Annotated in this window: 20 protein-coding genes; 13 read left to right on the top strand and 7 right to left on the bottom strand. The window is 58.1% G+C overall.

What is annotated here, in order from left to right; all coding sequences use genetic code 11:
- Positions 1-37 precede the first annotated feature (37 nt).
- Genes SHM7688_RS03315 through SHM7688_RS03285 form a run of 7 tightly spaced genes read left to right on the top strand, consistent with a single transcriptional unit; the run spans position 38 to position 6,519 of the window.
- Entirely contained in the window at positions 38-1,243 is a 1,206-nt protein-coding gene (locus SHM7688_RS03315) for a glycosyltransferase family protein (protein ID WP_058238575.1), read from the top strand.
- Complete coding sequence (locus SHM7688_RS03310; RefSeq protein WP_058238574.1) at positions 1,240-2,487, top strand: glycosyltransferase family 4 protein; 1,248 nt, start codon at positions 1,240-1,242, stop codon at positions 2,485-2,487. The genes SHM7688_RS03315 and SHM7688_RS03310 overlap by 4 nt, the downstream gene beginning before the upstream one ends.
- Before the next feature lie 4 nt (positions 2,488-2,491).
- Entirely contained in the window at positions 2,492-3,574 is a 1,083-nt protein-coding gene (locus SHM7688_RS03305; RefSeq protein ID WP_058238573.1) for a glycosyltransferase family 4 protein, read from the top strand.
- Complete coding sequence (locus SHM7688_RS03300; protein ID WP_058238572.1) at positions 3,571-4,158, top strand: histidine phosphatase family protein; 588 nt, start codon at positions 3,571-3,573, stop codon at positions 4,156-4,158. Before SHM7688_RS03305 ends, SHM7688_RS03300 begins: the two co-directional genes overlap by 4 nt.
- On the top strand, positions 4,155-5,297 hold the full coding sequence (locus tag SHM7688_RS03295; RefSeq protein WP_058238571.1) for a glycosyltransferase family protein: 1,143 nt from the start codon (positions 4,155-4,157) through the stop codon (positions 5,295-5,297). Before SHM7688_RS03300 ends, SHM7688_RS03295 begins: the two co-directional genes overlap by 4 nt.
- Before the next feature lie 2 nt (positions 5,298-5,299).
- Complete coding sequence (locus SHM7688_RS03290) at positions 5,300-6,046, top strand: polysaccharide deacetylase family protein (protein ID WP_223229160.1); 747 nt, start codon at positions 5,300-5,302, stop codon at positions 6,044-6,046.
- A complete protein-coding gene (locus tag SHM7688_RS03285) occupies positions 6,043-6,519 on the top strand; it encodes a class I SAM-dependent methyltransferase (protein WP_058238569.1) in 477 nt (158 codons plus the stop codon). The genes SHM7688_RS03290 and SHM7688_RS03285 overlap by 4 nt, the downstream gene beginning before the upstream one ends.
- 33 nt (positions 6,520-6,552) lie before the next feature.
- Here SHM7688_RS03285 and SHM7688_RS03280 read toward each other — a convergent pair whose 3' ends face one another.
- The 3 genes from SHM7688_RS03280 to SHM7688_RS03270 all read right to left on the bottom strand — a co-directional run bounded on the left by SHM7688_RS03280 (position 6,553) and on the right by SHM7688_RS03270 (position 9,911).
- Complete coding sequence (locus SHM7688_RS03280; RefSeq protein WP_058238568.1) at positions 6,553-8,208, bottom strand: U32 family peptidase; 1,656 nt, start codon at positions 8,206-8,208, stop codon at positions 6,553-6,555.
- Positions 8,209-8,329: 121 nt separating this feature from the next.
- A complete protein-coding gene (locus SHM7688_RS03275) occupies positions 8,330-9,076 on the bottom strand; it encodes a sulfite exporter TauE/SafE family protein (RefSeq protein WP_058238567.1) in 747 nt (248 codons plus the stop codon).
- A gap of 40 nt (positions 9,077-9,116) precedes the next feature.
- Positions 9,117-9,911 carry a TIGR03084 family metal-binding protein gene (locus tag SHM7688_RS03270; RefSeq protein ID WP_058238566.1) on the bottom strand — a complete coding sequence of 265 codons (795 nt, stop codon included), beginning with the start codon at positions 9,909-9,911 and terminating at the stop codon, positions 9,117-9,119.
- Positions 9,912-10,100: 189 nt separating this feature from the next.
- On the opposite strand from SHM7688_RS03270, the gene SHM7688_RS03265 reads away from it, so the two are divergent.
- From SHM7688_RS03265 to SHM7688_RS03245, 5 genes are all read left to right on the top strand, one after another.
- Entirely contained in the window at positions 10,101-10,892 is a 792-nt protein-coding gene (locus SHM7688_RS03265) for a PaaX family transcriptional regulator C-terminal domain-containing protein (protein WP_058238565.1), read from the top strand.
- A 124-nt stretch (positions 10,893-11,016) separates the two neighbouring features.
- Positions 11,017-12,147, top strand: coding sequence for an ABC transporter permease (locus SHM7688_RS03260; protein WP_058238564.1), 1,131 nt, complete (start codon positions 11,017-11,019; stop codon positions 12,145-12,147).
- A 2-nt stretch (positions 12,148-12,149) separates the two neighbouring features.
- Positions 12,150-12,941: an ABC transporter ATP-binding protein gene (locus SHM7688_RS03255; protein ID WP_058238563.1), complete on the top strand. Its 792-nt coding sequence runs from the start codon at positions 12,150-12,152 to the stop codon at positions 12,939-12,941.
- Positions 12,942-12,944: 3 nt separating this feature from the next.
- The gene (locus SHM7688_RS03250; protein ID WP_058238562.1) at positions 12,945-15,059 is read left to right on the top strand and encodes an MlaD family protein; all 2,115 of its coding nucleotides are present in this window, start codon (positions 12,945-12,947) and stop codon (positions 15,057-15,059) included.
- 8 nt (positions 15,060-15,067) lie between these two features.
- Positions 15,068-15,718, top strand: a complete 651-nt coding sequence (locus SHM7688_RS03245) for an ABC-type transport auxiliary lipoprotein family protein (protein WP_083498949.1) — start codon at positions 15,068-15,070, stop codon at positions 15,716-15,718.
- Between the two features lie 43 nt (positions 15,719-15,761).
- Here the strand turns inward: SHM7688_RS03245 and SHM7688_RS03240 are convergent, their stop codons facing one another.
- The gene (locus SHM7688_RS03240) at positions 15,762-16,379 is read right to left on the bottom strand and encodes a LysE family translocator (protein WP_058238560.1); all 618 of its coding nucleotides are present in this window, start codon (positions 16,377-16,379) and stop codon (positions 15,762-15,764) included.
- Between the two features lie 106 nt (positions 16,380-16,485).
- Here SHM7688_RS03240 and SHM7688_RS03235 point away from each other — a divergent pair, with 106 nt between their 5' ends.
- A complete protein-coding gene (locus tag SHM7688_RS03235) occupies positions 16,486-16,941 on the top strand; it encodes an Lrp/AsnC family transcriptional regulator (protein WP_083498895.1) in 456 nt (151 codons plus the stop codon).
- Between the two features lie 72 nt (positions 16,942-17,013).
- Here the strand turns inward: SHM7688_RS03235 and leuB are convergent, their stop codons facing one another.
- The 3 genes from leuB to SHM7688_RS03220 all read right to left on the bottom strand — a co-directional run bounded on the left by leuB (position 17,014) and on the right by SHM7688_RS03220 (position 20,076).
- Positions 17,014-18,117: a 3-isopropylmalate dehydrogenase gene (gene leuB / locus SHM7688_RS03230; RefSeq protein WP_058238558.1), complete on the bottom strand. Its 1,104-nt coding sequence runs from the start codon at positions 18,115-18,117 to the stop codon at positions 17,014-17,016.
- A 91-nt stretch (positions 18,118-18,208) separates the two neighbouring features.
- Complete coding sequence (locus tag SHM7688_RS03225; protein WP_223229171.1) at positions 18,209-19,159, bottom strand: endonuclease/exonuclease/phosphatase family protein; 951 nt, start codon at positions 19,157-19,159, stop codon at positions 18,209-18,211.
- Positions 19,160-19,230: 71 nt separating this feature from the next.
- Positions 19,231-20,076: a hypothetical protein gene (locus SHM7688_RS03220; protein WP_058238557.1), complete on the bottom strand. Its 846-nt coding sequence runs from the start codon at positions 20,074-20,076 to the stop codon at positions 19,231-19,233.
- Between the last annotated feature and the right edge of the window lie 313 nt (positions 20,077-20,389).

Below are 20,389 nucleotides of genomic sequence, written 5' to 3'. Positions count from 1 at the left end.
TTGAATTGAGGCGCAGAAATTGTCAGAGCTCACTTCTATGAAATCAGAGCGAATGGCCGGCGGATCGCCGCGGGTGCTTTTTTACAGTCATGACACCTATGGGTTGGGGCATTTGCGGCGTTCCCGAGCCTTGGCGACGGCGATCACACAGGCCAATAGCAATATTTCCGCACTGATCCTGACGGGGTCACCCGTTGCAGGGCGGTTCCCGTTTCCTGACAATGTGGATCACATCCGTCTGCCCGGCGTGACGAAGACGCCAGATGGCAATTATGAGAGCGAACGGCTTGGCTTGCACATTGATGAAACCACCGCATTGCGCGCTGGATTGATCAAGGCTGCGGTAGAGCATTTCGACCCCGATATGCTGATTGTGGATAAGGAGCCGACCGGGTTTCGCGGCGAGCTCCTGCCAGCTTTGGAATGGCTGAAGCTGAAACGCAAAGCGCATCTGGTGCTTGGGTTGCGCGATGTTTTGGATGAGCCAAAGGTCTTGGCGGAGGAATGGGATCGCAAAGGCGCACGCGAAGCGGCAGAGCGCTATTACGATGAGACCTGGGTGTATGGGTTGCGGTCGATTTATGACCCGACCGCCGGACTGGATCTGTCTCAGAGCTTCCGCTCCAAAATGAAATTCACAGGCTATCTGCATCGTGAGGCGCTGAGTGAAGGCGAAACACCCGAGCAGCCTTATGTGTTGGTCACTCCCGGCGGCGGCGGTGACGGGGCCGGGATGATTGATCTGGTGCTGTCTGCCTATGAGACGGATCCAGATCTCGCGCCACGGGCGCTTTTGGTTTATGGGCCATTTCTGTCTGTGGACTCGCGGGCGCAGTTTGAAGCGCGGGTGGCAAAGCTGGACGGGCGTGTGCAGGCGGTTGGATTTGAAAGCCGCATGGAAACTCTCATGAAGGGCGCGACAGGGATCGTTTCCATGGGAGGGTACAATACGTTCTGTGAGGTGCTGTCCTTTGATAAGCCTGTGGTGATTGTGCCACGGACCCGTCCACGAATGGAACAATATATCCGGGCCAGTCGTGCAGAAGATCTTGGTCTGGTGCGCATGTTGGATGAAACGCGCGATGGGTTTACCCCAGAGGCGATGATTGCCGCGATCCGCGCCTTGCCAGATCAGCCCAAGCCGAGCCACGCCTTTGTGCCGGGCCTTTTGAATGGTTTGGATGTGGTCTCGGAGCGGACGCTGGCGATGTTGGGATACACAAAATCACAAGGCGCAGCATGACGACGCAAAGGCCTAAGGTGGCGGTGGTGGTCAAAGGGTGGCCACGCCTGTCTGAGACATTCATTGCACAGGAATTGGTGGCGCTGGAAGAGACCGGGTATGATCTTGATCTCTGGTCGCTGCGATTCCCCACCGACAAGAAGCGCCACCCGCTGCATGAGCGTTTGAACGCGCCGGTGTTTTACCTGCCGGAGTATCTTCATCAGGAGCCTTTGCGGGTGTTGCGGGGGATGTGGAGTGCGATGGGAAAGCCCGGCTTTTGGCGCGCCGCGTCGGTCTGGCTGAAGGATTTGAAGCGGGACAAGACCAGCAATCGTGTGCGCCGTTTTGGTCAGGCTTGTGTGTTGGCGCGGGAATTGGGCGACGATGTTGATCTGCTCTATGCGCATTTCCTGCACACGCCCGCTTCTGTGACGCGTTATGCTGCGATTATGCGTCAGATGCCCTGGTCTGTTTCGGCGCATGCCAAGGATATCTGGACCTCTCCTGAGTGGGAGAAGCGTGAAAAGCTTCAGAAAGACACTTTTGGTGCGGCCTTTCTGGCCACCTGTACCGGCGTTGGTGCACGTCATCTTGCAGAGCTTGCCGATCGGACAGACCGGGTGGAGCTGATTTATCATGGCTTGGATTTGACACGGTTTCCCAACCCACCAGAGGTACAGCCAACGGGCGGGCCGGTGCGTTTCCTGTCGGTGGGACGTCTGGTGGAAAAGAAAGGGTTTGATCGGCTGATCGCGGCGCTGGCTCTTTTGCCGGCGGAGCTGGATTGGCACTGGGAGCATATTGGCGGCGGCGGGTCCGGCAAGGCGCTTGAGGCGGAAGCCGCGCGTTTGGGCATTGCGGAGCGGATCACCTGGCGTGGCGCCTGTGATCAGCCGGAAGTCATCGCGGCCATGCGGGCGTCAGATGTGTTTGTTCTGCCCAGTCGGATTGCCGAGGATGGCGATCGTGATGGGTTGCCCAATGTGCTGATGGAAGCCGCAAGTCAAAAGCTGTGTTTGTTGTCGACACCTGTCTCTGCCATTCCTGAGTTTATCACCGATGGGGAACATGGTGTCTTGAGCGATGACGCGCCAGAGGCTTTGGCGGCTGCGATGTTGCATCTGGCTCAGGACAGTGCGCTGCGGGCGCAGTTTGCTGAAGCGGCCTATGCGCGCCTGACGGCGTCTTTCCTGATGCAGCCGGGGATTGTGCAGCTTGATCAGCGCTTGCAGTCGGCGCTGACTGCGGATCAGGAGACGTAAGGACGTGGCGCGGATTGCCTTTTACGCGCCGCTGAAATCGCCGCATCACCCGGTGCCTTCGGGAGAGCGCCAGATCGCCCGCAATATGCTTCAGCTGCTCCGCCATGAGGGGCATGACCCTGTTTTGGCATCTGAGCTGCGCAGCTTTGACAAACACGGGGATCTGGCACTGCAGGAGCGCCTGCTGACAGAGGCCGAAGCGGACGTGGCGCGGTTGATCACACAGGGGCAGCGTGCGGGGTGGCATGCGTGGGTGACCTATCACAGTTACTACAAGGCGCCCGATCTGCTGGGGCCTGCAGTGAGTGCGGCTTTGGGCATCCCCTATTTGCTGATCGAAGCGACACGGGCCAGCAAGCGGCTTGGGGGCCCTTGGGATCGGTTTGAGCGCAGGGCAGCAGCGGCAATTGATGCCGCAGATGCGGTATTTCATTTTACCGAGCGGGATGCCGTGGCGCTGCGTGAACAGGGACGCGTGGACCAACGGCTTGTGGCCTTGCCGCCTTTTCTGGCGATGGAGGCCTTGCCCGCGCCCGCGACAGCGGGGCAGCCCGTGATTTTGGTCGCTGGCATGATGCGCGCCGGAGACAAACTTTCCTCCTATCGTATTGTGGCGGAGGCTTTGGCGCGAATGCCTGAAGGGGATTGGCAGGTTGAGATTGCCGGGGATGGGCCGATGCGCGCAGAGGTGGAAGCGCTTTTGGCACCGTTTGGCGCGCGGGTGCGGTTTCTGGGGCAGTTGGATGCCGCAGGGATGGCGCAGGCCTATGCGCGGGCGCGCGTGTTTTTGTGGCCGGGCGTGAATGAGGCGTTTGGCATGGTCTATCTGGAAGCGCAGGCCCATGGGGTGCCTGTGGTGGCCGAAGATCGCCCCGGTGTGAATGAAGTGGTGGATCCGCAAGGCTTGCGATCCATCGGGAAGCCTGCGGAACTGGCTGCGGAAATGACGCAGGTGTTGAGTGATGCGCGCTACCACCAGCAGCGTGCAGCGCGCGCGCGGGACAGGGTCGCGGCGCAGCATCTGCTGCCTGCTGCGCGGGAGAGGCTGTGGGGTGTGCTGGCCCCCATGTTGGAGGAAACACAATGATCCGATTTGCGATGATGCGTCATGGGCATACGGCGTGGAACCGGGCCCATCGGATACAGGGACGGACGGACATTCCGCTGGACGATCAGGCGCGGGCAGACCTTTCTGCGTTTGCCTTGCCGCAGGATTGGAGAGAGGTTGATCTCTATGCCACGCCATTGAGCCGGGCCCGAGAGACTGCGCAGATTGTGGCCGGACGGCAGGCGCAGGTGGTGGATGCGCTGATCGAAATGGATTGGGGCCGCTGGGAAGGCCAAAAAGGGGTGGATCTGAAGGCGGATCCCAAAAGCGGCTTTCGTGACATTGAGCAGTGGGGATGGGGCTATCGCCCGCCCGGTGGAGAAAGTGCTGCAGAGGTTTGGGACCGGGTGGCCCCATGGCTGTTTGGGTTGAAGCGCGACAGCCTTGCCGTGTGCCATATCGGGACCATGCGTATGGTGCTGGCCAAGGCGCATGGCTGGGATTTTGATGGGCCCGCGCCTTTCGCTGTGAAACGCAATCGGCTTTTTGTGGTGGAACTTCATGGTGATATGGTTAGGGTCGCGAACCCAGAGATCATCCGTTTGGAAAGGCGCGACGCATGAAGGTTTTGATCGTTGTCACCCATCTTTTGGGCACAGGGCATTTGTCTCGCGCGCTCAATTTGGCCCGTGCATTTGTGAAAGAGGGTCACGATGCTGCGGTGCTGTCCGGTGGACGCCCAGCACCGCATCTCAACAGTGAAGGTGTGCCACTGATTCAATTGCCACCTGTGGCTTCTGATGGCGTAGAATTCAAAAAATTGCTGACTGACAAGAATGCGATTGCTGATGCAGCTTTTCTTGAGGCGCGTCAGGCAATTGCGGTGAAGACTGTCCAAGAGATGAAGCCCGATGTGGTGATCACCGAGCTTTATCCTTTTGGTCGGCGTAGCCTTGCCAAAGAATTTGTGGCTCTGCTTGAGACAGCCAAAACGCTCACGCCCCGCCCGCTGGTGCTGTCATCTGTGCGCGACATTCTTGAGCCGCCTTCCAAAATCAGCAAAGCGGGAGATACACGCGACCTGCTTAAGCAGTTTTATGATGGCGTTCTTGTGCACTCAGATGAAGAACTGACCACATTTGATGTAAGCTGGCCTGTGACGAATGATGTGAAATCTATGCTGCGCTATACGGGTTATGTGGCGCCGAGTGCGCCTGTGGCTGCGGAGGATATGCCTGGCGCAGGTGAAATTATCGTCAGCACGGGTGGGGGCTCAATTGGGCGGGAGCTTTATGAATGTGCCATTGCAGCGGCCAAACGCAGCCCATTGCGCTGGCGGTTGCTTGTTGGTGGTGCAGACAAAGATGCACGAGTGGCAGAATTGCAGGCTTTTGCCAATGATCCGACAATTATCATCGAAGCGGTGCGACCGGACTTTCGCCAGATGCTTTTGCACGCTGAGGCAACGGTGAGCATGTGTGGCTATAACACAGCGTTGGATGTTTTGCAGACGGGTGTGCCCACGGTGTTTGTACCGTTTTCGGATGCAGGTGAAGTAGAGCAGACGCTGCGCGCGCGCGCTTTGGCATCACAGCCGGGCATCGAGGTTTTAAATTCGGTGGATTTGACACCTGACACCCTGCTGTCTGAATTGAAGCGGGTCTTGGCACATGGGCGTCGCGCCCCAACCACAATGCGCATGGATGGCGCGGCTGGCAGTGTGCGTATCGCCCAAGATATGCTGGCGGAGAAACGCGGTTGAAAGTGGATTGGAGACCTTTGCGTGCGGAGTTGATGCTCTGGCGCACGCAGGGTCTTGAGCTGCCGTTTTGGTGGCGCGATGATGATGCGGTGGCTCCAACCGAAGCGCTGGAACAGCTTGCGGCGTTGAGTGCGGCGGTGGCGATGCCTGTCCATCTGGCGATTGTGCCCAAACATGCAACTGAAGCGCTGGCTAAAGGATTGTCGCCGCAGTTTGTGCCGGTGGTGCATGGGTGGAGCCACGTCAGCCATAGCTCGGATGGGGGCAAAAACGCAGAATTTGGCGCAGGGCGCGAGGCAGCTGCGGTGGCAGATCTGAAAGCCGCCTACAGGCGTATGGCCACGTTGTTTGGCGCACGGCTTGCGCCGATGTTTGTGCCACCGTGGAACCGTATGGACGACGCGTTATTTGCGCATTTGGCACCCACAGGATTTGATGCGGTGTCGACATACAACGCCCGGACATCCCCGAAGGCCGCACCGGGTGTTGCGCAGATCAACACGCATCTGGATCCGATTTTCTGGCGTGGCAGCAGAGGTTTGGTTGATCCAGAGGTGTTGGTTTCACAGATTGTGACCCTGCTGAAAGAGCGCCGTTCCGGCATCACAGACACTCAAGAACCCTTGGGATACCTGACGCATCATCTTGTGCATGACGCGGATATCTGGGAGTTTTCACGACAGTTTTTACAGGAAATGGGCGCAGGGCCGGTGCGGCTTTATCGCCACGATGAGAAAGGCATTTCATGAGCCGTTTGAACAGTATGATGCGTCGCCTTGCGGCTCAGGCCGAGGGATTGGAATGGGGGCGTGATCTGGTGGCTGATCTTGAGGGGGATTTCCTCGATATGGGATTGGGCAATGGGCGCACCTATGACCATATGCGCGAAATTGCGCCCGATCGCCGGATCTGGGTGATCGACCGCGCGCTGCAGTGTCATCAGTCCTGTGTGCCGCCAGAAGAGGATTTCCTGCAGGGCGAAGCTGAGGACATGCTGCGCAAGATGGCCGCGGATGGCACAAGGGTGGCGCTTGGCCACTATGATTTCGGCTTTGGTGATAAAGCCAAGGATGTGGCGGAGGCTGCGCGCCTTTCGGCTTTGATCCGGGACATCATGTTGCCCGGCGGCGTGTTGGTCTCAGGTCAGCCTTTGGAGGGTTTTGAGCAGGTGCGCGGCCCAAGCACCGTCGCGCCAGAGCGCTATCATTTCTACAGAACATAAAATAAGCCCGGTCAGGGGTGACCGGGCTTTGTTTTACTCCGCTGCAGGCAGTTTCAGCTCTGTTGCCTCTGCGCGGCTGAGCATGGAGCCCATCTTGCGCTCCTTGAGAACCGCGCGCGCTTTGGCATACATTGGGTCTTCCCAGAAGATCAGGCAACCGTTGCAACCTTTGCCACAGCAGCCTTCTGTGCCTTTGCGGTTGGTCTTGAAACGTTTGGTATTTGTGTCTGCCTCAATCGCTTCCACCAGCGCGTCACGCCGACGTTTGTAGGCGGTTTCATTGGTGGTGTCTTTCACCTCCATCGCCAAGGCGGTTTTGTCGAGCTGAAGACGCTTCCATTGTTCCTCTGTCAGCGCCCGTTCTTTGCGCAGCACGGTCATCGCGGGGAAGTTGGTGCGCAGGTCGTTGATGTCCTCTTGGGCAAACAGGGAGAACGGCAGGCGGATCACGGTTTTGGTGGAGCCGTGGATCACGTCTTTCTTTTCGCCAGTGGCGGCGATTTCATAGTCATAGGCGCGCAGCAGAATGGTGTTGCGCGCGATGGGGGAGACAATTTCGATCACGTCGCCGGGTTCAAGCTTGTTCTTCACCTCCACATGGAAGGCGTCATCCACCACTTCGGTGACAAATCCGGCGTATTCCCAATGGGCAATCGCCTGTGTCTGTTCATAGCCATGGGCGAGGTTGGTCAGGCGCCCCTTGTGGAAGGCAAGTGTGTAGCCGCGGTTGCCCACGGTTTCCAGCTCCCCCATGTAATCAGAGGCATCCCAGTTTTCCGGATCAGCGTAGTAATCATCTATCGCCATGCGGTAGGCACGGGCAACGATTGCGGCATAATATTCAGACTTTCCGCGCCCCTCCACTTTGAGGCTGTCTACGCCGATGCGCAGATAATCATCCAGCTTGGGCAGCAGACACAGATCCTTGGAGTTGAGGATGTAACTGCCACGCTCGTCCTCCTGAATGGGGAGGAATTCGCCGGGGCGAACGCCTTCTTCGAGCAGGAATTCAAACATGTGGATGTTGTCTTCATCTACAATTAATTCCTGCACGGTGCCGTCCTTGAGACGCATGTGGAACTTGTAGTTCCAGCGGCAGGAATTGGCGCAGTTGCCTTGGTTGGCCCCGCGCTCTGCCATGAAGTTACTGAGCAGGCAGCGCCCGGAATAGGTCATGCACATGGCGCCATGGACAAAGGCTTCGAGCTTGATGTCCGGGCATTTCTCGCGAATCTCTTCCAGTTCCGGGAAGCTGACTTCGCGGGCGAGAACCACAAGGTCCGCGCCCTGCGCCTGCCAGAACTGGGTGGTCAGCCAACTGGCGATATTGGCCTGCGTGGAGACATGCAGCGGGATTTCCGGCGCACGTTCGCGCACATATTGGAACACGCCGGGGTCAGAGATGATGAGCCCATCCGGGTTCACCTTGCGCACGGTGTCGATGTATTCATCGAGCTTGGGGATATCTTTGTTATGGCTGAACAAATTCAGCGTCAGATAGGCGCGGCGACCGTGTTCGTGACAGAACTTCACGCCCTCGATCACATCCTCAAGCGAGAACTCGGATTTGGTCCGCAGGCTCATGTCGGGCGTGCCGAGATAGACGGCGTCTGCCCCATAGAGGACCGCCATCTTGAGTTTGCGGAGGTTGCCGGCTGGCATCAATAGTTCGGATCTGTGTTGGGTCATCGCGCGCGCTTTCCTGATCAGGGGGGCGTCATACACCGATCCCCGGTTTTGGGCAAATGGGGATAGAGCGGCGCATCTGCAATACGTCGGTATTGCGTCTGTATTCCAGCGGTGTGGATTTTCAGAAGGTTGCGGCTATTCCGCCCCAGAGCAGCCGCAGCGCAATCAGGATCAGGAGCCCATTAAGCACCCGGTGAAACCCGTGATCAGACAGGCGGCCCAGCACATGTTTGCCCACCCAGGTGCCGGCGGCCCCACAGAGGATCAGCGCGGCAATAAATGGCGCCCAGGGCGCGTAGGCAAAGCCAAGCGCGCCAAACATTGCCACTTTGAGGCCATGCTGCACAGTCATCAGAGCGGCATGGGTGGCCACATGGGTGTGGCGATCCAGTTGCATTGTCTTCACATAAGCCGCCACAAAAGGGCCTGTTGCGCCAAAGAACATCGACAGAAAGCTGGAAAATGCCCCCGCGCCAATGGGCCAGCGCCCGATCCATGCTGGGGTTTTGCCCAGCACCACCCACAATAAGAACAGTCCGATCCCTGCCTGCACCATGGCGGGCGAGAGGCTGACTGCAATGCTGCCCCCAAGTGCCACGCCCAGAAGCGCGCCAATTGTGAATGCAGGTAAGGCCCCGCGCAGGATGTGGCGCTGAAACATCGCGGCACGCACGGCATTGGATCCAAGCTGTACCACGCCGTGAACCGGGATCAGCGCCGCCGGGGGCAAAAGCACCGCCGCCACAGCCAAAAAGATTGCCCCGCCGCCAATGCCCAGAGCAGCGGTCATCAAAGAGGTGGCAAAGCTGGTGCCCAACAGGAGCATGGCAGAGGCTTGCGGGAGGTCAGGTGGCAGAAGATCAAGCATGGGGCCACTATGCGGAGCAGATTCCGATGATCAAGTCGGGCTAAGTCTTTTTGTATCGGCTGCCCGGCTCTGGCGGTGTCTCGGGCGGGCCGGCAAAACACTGTGCGTGGGTCATCCATGTGGTGGAGATGGGGCCGGAGGCAATCAGGTCAGTGTCAGAGAAAGCGCGGGTTTGGGTCACCACAGCCGCAAAATCTGCGGCGGAGCCTGTCACGCTGTCGCTGCCTTCTTCGCCAAACGTCCAAATGGCGCCTGATGGGGAGGTCAGTGTGATCCGGGGGAGTGTCTTGGGAACTGGAAGGTTGTGGACCTGATGCGACCAGCCAAAGGTGTTTACGCCAAGGACCACGATATTCTGGATACGGTCGGTATCAGCGCGGGATTGGCCAAGTAGATCGAAGATTTCAAATCCATGCGCCCAGGTTTCCATCTGTCTGGCGGTCATGGAGGAGCGCGCCGACATGGAGGGGCCGACCCACGGCAGGCGCGCTTTGGGATCCATATCGCGCCACCGCGTGGCCATATCTTGCGCAGAACGGAGCCAGATGTCGCGCAGTTCAGCTCCACGTTCTTGAACCGTGCCGTTTTCAAAGCTGCGTAGGGATCCTGTTTGTTGGAGGGAGGCCATGGCTCCCCTCATACGCGTCATGAAGGCGGTCTCATCAGAAGCCGACAGATCTGCGGCCGTGTTCCAGAAGTGCAGGTGGATGAGAACATCCTCAATGGTCCAGCCTTTGAACTGAGTGATCTGTTGCAGATCGGCGTCTGAGATTTCGGCGATTGCGTCATGCAGCACTTCGGTTTCGGTCAAGAAATCATCTGCTTGGCTGAGCATTATCAGGCTCCCTCTCACGTTGCTCTGAGTGCGTTATCTGACCGGTCTTCATTTGATGTCACAGATCGGGATCGATGACCGCATCTTTTGCGCAGGATGTGAAAGCAATTGCGACGCTGCAAGGCATCGACCCAGTAACGTAGCGTGCAATGCTTGTTTGCCTGGCGTCGAATAGCTAGGGTAGCGCTTATGCAACACGTTGATCTGCAAGACGATATCGACACTGTCATAGGCTGCGGTCCGATCAAGGTTTGGTCCGTGGTGGTCACGGTGTTGGGCGATCTTTTGCAGACAGAAGAGACGTGGCTCTCTGGGCCGGTTCTTGATCGCCTTGTTGGCCGTCTGGGGATCAACAATCAGGCTTTGCGCGTGGCATTGCACCGTTTGCGTCGTGATGGATGGGTGGTCACCAAAAAGCGTGGACGCGCGGCAGCGCATAGATTGACCGCGCGGGGCTGGACCGCGACGGAAGCCGCACGTCCGCATATTTACGGAGCTGGCGTAAACGGAGCAGACGCGGTGTTTCTTGTGATTGGGGCTCCGACGATTGCACAGATTGATTTTGAAGCGGAATTGCCGGACGGTGCGGCGCTTTTGACACCGCGCTCTGCGTTGGTGGCCGGAGCGATGCGCAGCACGGAAGCCTGTTTGGTGAGCCGGTTTGCGCCAGATGTGTTGCCGCCTTGGGTCAGCGATGCTTTGGCACCTCAGGTGATGCGGGCGGAATATGATGAACTGGCAGCGGCGGTCGGGCGGGTCCTGTCACATGCGTCACCGGATGAATTGTGGAGCCGGGTCGCGCTGCGGTTGGCGGTGTTGCACCATTGGCGTCGCCTTAGGTTGCGCCATGGGGCCGTTCAGGAATTGGTTCTGTCTGCAGATTGGGAAGGCGCGCGGGCGCGCAGGCTTGTTCAACAGGCGCTAACCCGTTTGGAACGACCCGACGTTGCGACATTGGAAGCAACAATACGTGAGCCCTGAGAGCATTGGCTTTTACCATCCACTACTGTTTGTTAGGTTTTGTATGAAATTTCTGGACCCCCGTAGTTGAGAGCAGAATGCGCTTTGTCCTTCCCCTTTTTCTGGCACCTCGGTTGTGACGCGTATGGGCGTGGATGAACCGCATCTTGAGCTGCGCGATGATGCCGGTGTGAAGGTGGTGCAGCTGTCTGGTGATTTGGTAACAGCGCATCTTGGCTCTTTGGAACATAGCTTCGCGAAGGCACAGGCTCTGACGGGGGCTGTTCGGATCGAGCTGGAGGGATTGACCGGGATTGACACTGGCGGGGCCTGGATGGTGTCGCAGCTGCGCAAACGGGTTGCGGAAGCCGGGGGAGAGGTCACGCTTTCTGGTGGTGCGCCTGACCATATCGCGCTGATTGAGACCGTCACGCAGGCCGCGTTTGAAAGCGAGATGCATGAGGTGGTGGCGCTGGGCCGCTGGGCATGGGTCGAGCAATTGGGCAAGACAGCCGTGGCAGGATATCGCGCGGCGCTTTCTCTGATCAGTTTTCTGGGGCAGGTGCTTGCCGGAATCGCGGGGGCCCTGATGCAGCCACACAAGCTGCGCTGGGCGTCTTTGGTGACCCATATGCAAGACGTTGGTTTCAGCGCGGTGCCGATTGTGGCCCTGATGGGGTTTCTGATTGGTGTGGTGCTTGGCTTTCAGGGGGCCAGCCAGCTGCAACAGTTTGGTGCCGAAGTTTTTGTTGTGGAGCTGATCTCGATTTCGGTTTTGCGCGAACTGGGCATTCTGTTGACAGCGATCATTGTGGCGGGCCGGTCTGGATCGGCGTTTACGGCCTCTGTTGGATCCATGAAGGTGCAGCAGGAAATTGATGCGATGCAGACCCTCGGACTGGATCCGATCAAAGTGCTCGTGGTTCCGCGTGTTCTGGCGCTTCTGGTGATGCTGCCGCTCTTGGGGTTTGTCGCCAATCTTTTTGGCTTGTTTGGCGGGGCCTTGATGAGCTGGGTCAGCCTTGATGTCAGTCCGGGCATGTTCATCACACGCCTGCATGAAAACACGGATGTGAAGCATTTGATTGTGGGCATGGTCAAAGCGCCGTTTTTTGCGCTTGTGATCGGGGTTGTGGCCTGCTGGCAGGCGTTTCAGGTGCAGGGCAGCTCCACCTCTGTGGGGCGGCGCACCACATCGAGTGTGGTGCAGGGCATTTTTCTTGTGATTGCGCTGGACGCTTTGTTTTCGATTTTCTTTGCCGATTTGGGGGTGTGAGCATGGTGGAGACATCCCAACGGGACGCGGTGATCAAGGTGCGGGGTCTGCGCAATCAATTTGGCCCGCAGGTGGTGCATGACAATCTGGATCTGGATGTCTGGCGCGGCGAGGTCTTGGGGATCGTTGGAGGATCGGGGACAGGCAAATCGGTTCTGTTGCGCACGATTGTTGGCCTTAATCAGCCTGCTGCTGGCAGCATTGAAGTGCTGGGTACGAATGTTCTGACGGCCCCAGAGGAAGAGCGGCGACAGGTGGAGACACGCTGGGGCGTGGCCTTTCAGGATGGGGCTTTGTTTTCTGCGCTGACGGTGCTGCAAAATGTCATGGCTCCGATGCGGGAGCACCTGAAGCTGTCCACCAATCTGATGAAAGAGCTGGGGGGGCTCAAAATCAGTCTTGTTGGTCTGCCGCATCTGGCCTGTGATAAGCTGCCCAGTGAGCTGTCAGGGGGGATGCGCAAGCGTGCCGCGCTGGCGCGGGCTTTGGCCTTGGATCCGCAGATTGTGTTTTTGGATGAGCCGACGGCCGGGCTCGATCCTATCGGAGCCGCAGCCTACGATGATTTGATTGGTGAATTGCAACGCGCTTTGGGCATTACGGTTTTCATGGTGACACATGATCTGGACAGCCTGTATGCCATTTGTGATCGTATTGCAGTGCTTGCCGAAAAGCGCGTTCTGGTGGAAGGTCCGATAGAAACCATGACAGATGTCGATCATCCCTGGGTGCAGGAATATTTCACTGGCCCAAGGGCGCGGGCCGCGCAGGTCAAGAAAAGCGGGAGCCAATAAGTCATGGAGACACGGGCCAATTACCTGTTGATCGGGATCTTTGCGCTGGTCGGGTTGATCGGATCCTTCGGTTTTGTGCTGTGGTTGGCCAAAATCGATCTGGAGCGGCAATACGCTTATTATGATGTGCTTTTTGACAATGTGAGTGGATTGGGGACCGCTGGCGCGGTGCGCTACAACGGTCTGCCCGTTGGGCAGGTAGTGATGCTGGAGCTGGATGACGCGGATCCGTCAAAGGTGCGGGTGCGCATCGAGGTGGCTGCGGATACGCCGGTGAAGACCGATACGATTGCCAAGCTGCAGGGGCAGGGGGTGACCGGGGTGAGCTTTGTGGCTTTGTCCGGCGGATCCGCTACGGCGCAGGCTTTGCCAGAGCTTGGGGAGATCACCACGGAAAAAAGCGCGCTGCAATCGGTGGTCGAAGGCGCGCCGGAGTTGATGGAGAAGGCGATTGGCCTTCTGGAAAACCTCCAAGGTGTTGTCAGTGCAGAAAACACCGCTGCGGTGAATGAGTTGCTTGGCAATCTTGCCAGCGCTTCAGGCCGGTTGGATCGGACGCTGGCGGAGTTTGAAGAACTCTCCGATGATGTGGGCAGCGCGGCGCGGGAGATCGCCGCCTTTACCGGGCGCTTGGAGCAGCTGTCAGATACGGCGGAAGTCACCCTGGAGGAAGCCACATCTGCGCTGGGGTCCATCAAGGAGGCCGCCGAGCGGACAGAGGGCACTTTGACCAATGCGGAAAGCGCCTTTGCCACTGCGGACGGGCTGATGCAGCAGGAGTTGAAGGATTTTATCACCCGAGGGGCGGATGCCGCCGCCGCGCTGGAAAATGTGGTGACGGTTCTGGAGCCTTCGGCTCTGTCGGCGATACAATCGGCGCAGGCTTTGATCGAAGAGCGTCTGCCGGCCCTTGTGCAACAGGTGCAGGACACAGCTGAGGTGATTGAGACGCAGGTGGCGCAGGTGGGCACGGATGCCTCTGGCCTCATGGCGCGCTATGAGGATGTGGGGGCGCAGGTGCAGGCGCGGGTGGCGCAGTCGGAGGCGGCGATTGCCTCCTTTGAAACGGCCACCGATGCGGCGACGCAGACCTTGAATGCGGTGCGCACGGCATCTGATACGGCCACGACGCTGATGACGGCGGATATTCAGCCTCTGGCCACAGAGGCCACAGAGACCCTGAGCAACGTGCGCACGCTGGCGACTACAAAGGTGTCTCCACTGGTGGATCAGGCAAATGACACGCTGGTGTCGATTGAAAGCGGTGTGCAGGCTCTGACCGCGCAGGGGGCGGAGATGCTTGAAACGGCCACGGCGCGCCTGGTTGAGGCGCGCGGCACGCTGGCGGAGTTCAATGAAACACTTGAGTTGACCGACGAGATGATGCGCTCATTGGATGCCACCGCAGACAGCGTGACCCTGTTGATCGAAGGGGGGGGCACGGAGTTTGTAGCGGATGCGGAGGCGGCAGCAGAAAGCGCGCGTGCGGCGCTCGATACCATTCGCAGCACGGTGGATGAAAACCTGCCTTCGGTGGTGGCAGACATCAGTGCCGCGGCGCAGTCTGCCAATGATATGATCGGCAACATTGACGCGCTGGCAGTAAGTGCCAAGGGCGATCTAGATGTGCTTTCAGAGCAGGGCAGCGCCGCGTTGCTGGCGGCCACAGATACGTTTCAGCGCTCTAATGCGACTTTGGAAGCCATCTACCAAGCAATGGAAGCTGCGGATGTCACCCTGTCGACGGCGGGAGAGACCTTCAGCGGCGTGAACCGCATTCTGGATGAAGATGTGGATCAGATTGTTGACGATATTGGCGGTGCGGTGGCGGCTGTGGCCACAGCGGTGGACAGTGTGACCGGTGATATTGAGGTGGCGGCCAGTGACGTGCGCGCGGCCTCGGCCTCGGCCTCCAATCTGATTGGGACGGTGGAAACGGTGGTCACGCAGAATGAACGGCAGATGTCAGAGTTTCTGCGTCTGGGGCTGCCGGAGACCGTGCGTTTCGTTGAAGAGGCGCGGTTCCTCGTGCGCAATCTGGATCGGCTGGTGGAGCGCATCCGCCGGGATCCGGCGCGCTTTCTCTTAGGTACGCAAGGCTCGGAGTTCAGCCGATGATGAGATGGATGTCTTTTGTTTTTCTGGCCGGGGCTTTGGCAGTGTCTGGATGCACTGGAATCGGCACGATCAACCGGGCCACGGCGCCAACGGACCTTTATACGCTCACCCCCAAGAGCACCTTTGACAGCAAGCTGCCCCGTTTGAGCCAGCAGATTTCTGTCGAAGAACCAACGGCGTCTTCTGCGGTGAACACTGATCAGGTGGCGGTGCAGCCGACGCCTTATCGGTTTGAATATCTGCCGCGTGCGCGCTGGGTGGATCGGGCACCTGTCATGCTTCAGACGCTGTTGATTGAGAGCTTTGAAAACAGCGATAGGGTCTCTGCTGTTGGACGCTCTTCTGTGGGGCTGCGCCCGGACTACATGATCGTGACGGACCTGCGCGAATTTCAGGCGCGCCTGCCGAAAGCGGACAGCGAGAGCCAGGCGCTTGAGGTGCATGTGATGCTCAACATCAAGATCGTGGATGCCTTTGACGACCATATTATCGGCTCCAAGACTTTTGAGCGTATTGCGAGCTCTCCGAGTGATGACATGGATGATATCGTGCAGGCTTTTGACACGGCGCTTGGCAAAGCGATGCGCCGTGCGGTGGAATGGAGCGTCAAGTCGATCTACAGCCACGGGCGCAAAAATCCGCGGCCATCGATACGGTAGGACGGCCGCGCTGATTTTTAGTGAGGCACTTTAGGGCTTGGTTCTATGCCCAAGAAACAAGGTTGAGAGCGAAGGTGATTAAAATCACACCTGAACCTTGTCGGAACCTTTGATAATGAGTGGGGGTGGCAAAAAAAGCGCGCAGACTGTTGGCAAATGTAGCGTAAAGACTGAGTGACATTATGGAGAGGCCACAGTATGTGCTGACAAGCAGTGCCGCCTGAGGGCCGACTGGTGAGATGGGCTGCATGACCTGTGGGAAAAGCGCGACATAAAATAAAAGCGCTTTGGGGTTTGTGAGAGCCAAAAGCAGGCCTTCTATAAAGAGTTTGCGGGGCATTTGCGTGCTTACATTGTCCTCTCGCAGGTCTGCATCTCTGGGAGCGCACAGCAATTTGAGACCCAGCCAGACGAGATAGGCCACACCTGTGTAATTTAGCAGTGCCCACAGTGGCGGTGATGACAATACCAATGCGGCAACGCCGTAGGCCGTAATGAAGCCACCGATTGCCAGCCCTAGAGCATTGCCCATGATCGTAGGGATCACTTGCCATCCCCCGAGTTGAACGGCGCGGCGCAGTGTGTTCATGTTTGCCGGTCCGGGTGTGACAATGTTTGCCGCAGATACCCAAGCAAATGACATCCATATTTCCCAAGTCATAAGACCCCCTTTTTGTGCAAAGAATAGGGGGGTGAATTGGATCTGTGTCCGTGTTTTGTAAGGTAAAGTGCAGTATGGATTTTTGATTTCGTGGATGAGTTGGCGTATGTGTAACAGAATGGAAAATGGCTTGGATATGTTGGATCGTCAGATCCTGAAGGCCTTGCTGCAAGACGCGCGTGTGAGCTGGAAGGAGTTGGCAGAAGAGGCGGGAGTGTCTGCACCAACCGTGCGGGATCGCGTGCGCCGCTTGCAGGACTTGGGTGTTGTTCAGGGGTTTACTGTGGAACTGGCGCCAACTGCTTTAGGGTATACGCTGGAAGCGGTGGTAAGATTTCGTCCCTTGCCTGGTAAGCGTCATATTCTGGAGCAAGAAATTCAGCTCACAGAGCGGATTGTACAGTGTGATAAGGTGACCGGAGAGGACGGGTTTGTGGCTCGTATCCTGCTCAAAACCATTGAAGAGCTTGATCCATTGCTGGAGCGCTTCAGCCGTATGGCGACAACCCACACTTCGGTGGTGAAATCGAGCCCTGTTCGCATGCGTCCACCGCCTTTTTAGCGGGCCGTGCCGTAGCAATAAAAAAGGCACCTTTGCAAAAAAGGTGCCTTTTTTCTGTATTGTGGATTTGCCTTACAGGCTGGCGTCCAGTGCGGCCAGAAGGGCGTCACCCATCTCGGATGTGGAGACAGGGGTTTCGCCTTCGGATTGCATCAAATCTGCGGTGCGCACGCCGTCGGCCAATACTTTTTCCACGGCCGCTTCCAGACGATCCGCTTCCGCGCCTTCGTTGAAGGAATAGCGCAGCGCCATCGCGAAGGAGAGCACACAGGCACAGGGGTTGGCTTTGCCTTGACCTGCGATGTCGGGTGCGGAACCGTGTACCGGCTCATAAAGCGCCTTCGGGCGACCGTTGTCCATTGGCGCGCCAAGGGAGGCGGAAGGCAGCATGCCCAGAGAGCCGGTCAGCATTGCAGCACAATCAGACAGGATGTCGCCAAACAGGTTGTCGGTGTAGATCACGTCAAACTGCTTGGGCGCGCGCACCAGCTGCATCGCGCCGTTGTCGGCATACATGTGGGAAAGTTCGACTTCCGGGTAGTCTTTGGCCACTTCGTTGACCACCTCACGCCACAGGATGCCGCTTTCCATCACATTGGCTTTTTCCATGGAGCAGAGACGTTTGTCGCGCACCATCGCCAGCTCAAACGCTGCGCGTGCGCCGCGTTCAATCTCGCTTTCGGTGTAGCGCTGGGTGTTGATGCCCACACGCTCGTTGCCTTCTTCGAAGATGCCGCGTGGCTCGCCGAAGTAGACACCGCCAGTGAGCTCGCGCACGATCATGATGTCGAGGCCGGAGACGATGTGAGTTTTCAGGGAGGAGAAATCCGCCAGCGCGTCAAAGCATTGCGCCGGGCGCAGGTTGGCAAACAGATCCATCTCTTTGCGCAGGCGCAGCAGGCCGCGCTCTGGTTTCACAGAAAAATCCAGATCGTCGTATTTTGGCCCGCCCACGGCACCGAGCAGAACCGCGTCCACTTCCTGTGCTTTGGCCATCGTGTCGTCATGCAGCGGCACGCCGTGTTTGTCATAGGCCGCACCGCCCACGAGATCTTCGCTCACGTCAAATTTCAAGCCGCGCTTGTCGCCAAACCAGCCGATAATGCGCTGCACTTCGGTCATGACTTCGGGGCCGATGCCGTCACCGGCGAGGATGAGAAGCGAAGGGTTGCTCATGGGGGTCCGTCCTTGATCAAATTGGTTGGCTACGGGTTAGCGAGTGAGCGGGCAAAGATCAAGAAACAAGGGGGTTTGACGCGGGGCTTCCTCAAAATTGGATGTCCGCCCAAACGATGTGATGACGGCTGGCAATTGTCCCGTTGACGGACAGGCGCTCTGAGAGCGGTGCGGGGGGCTTGGGCCAGAAAACACCGGCTTTGGACACGGTGATGTCACGGCTTGGCAAGAGGTAGTCCACACGCAGATCGCCCGGAGTGGGATCCCGCCAATCCACTGTTGGACCCGCGGTGGCGAGGGGGTCTTGCAGGCGCGGATGTGTGAGGAGGGCGTGAATGGCGGCGTGACGGCCTTCGCCATAGGTGGGATCGAGGTTTGCACCTCCCAGCAAGACCAGCGGTGTGTCTGGCAGTGGTCCGAGTTTGCCGTCAAGAAATTGCGCCCAGAGCCGGATTTCATCTGCGTTGCGCAGTCCATTGCGATCCTCGGGGCCGTCAAAGACGGGGGGACCGGCGGCAAACAGCAGGAGCGAGATGGGGCCGTCGGGGGCCGTGACGGTCACAACCCAATGGCCGGTGGAGGAGAGCCTCTGGATGTCTTGCGCTTCTTGGGAGGGGAAAGGGGCACCATTCAGGCTGGGCAATTGAGCGTCAGGCATCTCTTTCCAGAGCAGCGTGGTGAAGTCCCGTTGCAGGGTAATGGGCCATTTTGACAAGAGGGCCATGCCCCCCGCGCCTCGGAATTTGCCGTATCCCTGTGCGTCTGCTGCGCGGTGACGGATGCCATCCCCATTCAGATCCACGTCCGTTGGTAGGCCGGTGTTGGGGGGCAGGGCAAAGAGATGCGGGTATATTATGCCCTGTGTTGCGAAGTGGTCGCGCAGGGCGGTCAGGCCAAGCAAGTCGGCGTCGTAATCGACGCCTTGCAAAAAGAGAATGTCTGGCGCGATGTGGTCGACAACTTGCGTGATGGCCTGCACTTGCGGTGTGCCACGCTGAATGTCGCGCAGCATGAGACCGGGGCCCTTGCGTGACAATTCCACGTCATAGGTGGCGATCCGCAAAGTCTGCGCTTGTAGCTGCGTGGCCGCCCAGAAGAGGGCCAGCAGGACAATCAGGCCGTGGAAGAGGCTGGATGCATGCCGCGTGACGCCGCATAAGCGCGACGGCGGTTTTCGTCGATCATTGTGGCGACGCGGGTCATTGCCATGCCGCGCATGATCATGCTGGCCGGAATGAAAGCCCATGCGCTGATTGTCCAGATCATTGTCAAAGGATCAGACAGATAGATGGGATCAATCAGGTCCGACATCATCTGAATGATCGCCGGGATTAAGAATGGCATAAGAAATCCTAACGCAATGTTAAGGCGGCCATCCCGTTGCAGGCGTGGCAGCACATCACCGCCAGCCGTCGGATCAAAGAGCGGGAGATTGACCCAGACGTTAAAGGCCCCATTGCGGGCGGGCCATTCGAGAATGCGCACGAAGAAATAAAACACCGCCAAAGTGATCATAGAAATCAGGTAGCTGAGGCCGGAGGCCGTGCGCACTTCGCGGATCAGCTCTGGCGTGGCGTTCTCTGGCAGCATGATCACCATCAGGCGCACAGGTGAATAGGGGAAGTCGATCACATCTCCCACAATGATGCCAAGCGCATGTAAGAAAGCCGTGAAGGCATTTGGGGCCAGCTCTCCGCGTGCGATCACTGAGAGGGCAAAGACCGTGAAGAAAATCGCCAGAAAGCGCAGGCGGTTGAAGGGCGGCGCGTAGCGAAATTCCAGAATGGAAGGTGCGCTGGTGGCATATTCGATGAAGACGAGGCATGCTGAAAACAGGGCAAAGAGCAGCATGATCTGAATGGCGTCAGCGCTGACAGAGGGCAGTACCACAGCGGGAAGCGCAAATAACAACGCCACAAGACTTGCACGCGTGCCCGCGCCAATGATTTTGCCTATCACTGCTCTAACCCTTTCAAACCGGATGCCGCGATTATGTGGTCTCTGACGAACCCGCGATCTTGTTCCAACTTGATCCCGCCTTGGGGCGGAGTGCCTCATTTATGCCTTATTGTGGCATTGGTTGTGGCGTGGTCTCAAGGATTTGTTTGGAATTTCACGGAGTTTCCTCGTTGCAGCAGGGAGACTGGTGCGCGATTGCATCAATGAAAGCTTCAAGAAGGTGCATGTTTTTCAGGCTTCTATCGGAGTTTGAGGGCCTATTTGTCTTTCAGCGTAACGCGATTCTATCCATGAGCCGTGGAAAGTCGCGCGC

It is taken from the genome of Shimia marina (assembly GCF_001458175.1).
GTDB lineage: Bacteria > Pseudomonadota > Alphaproteobacteria > Rhodobacterales > Rhodobacteraceae > Shimia > Shimia marina.
This window is presented reverse-complemented; position numbering and strand designations above follow the sequence as displayed.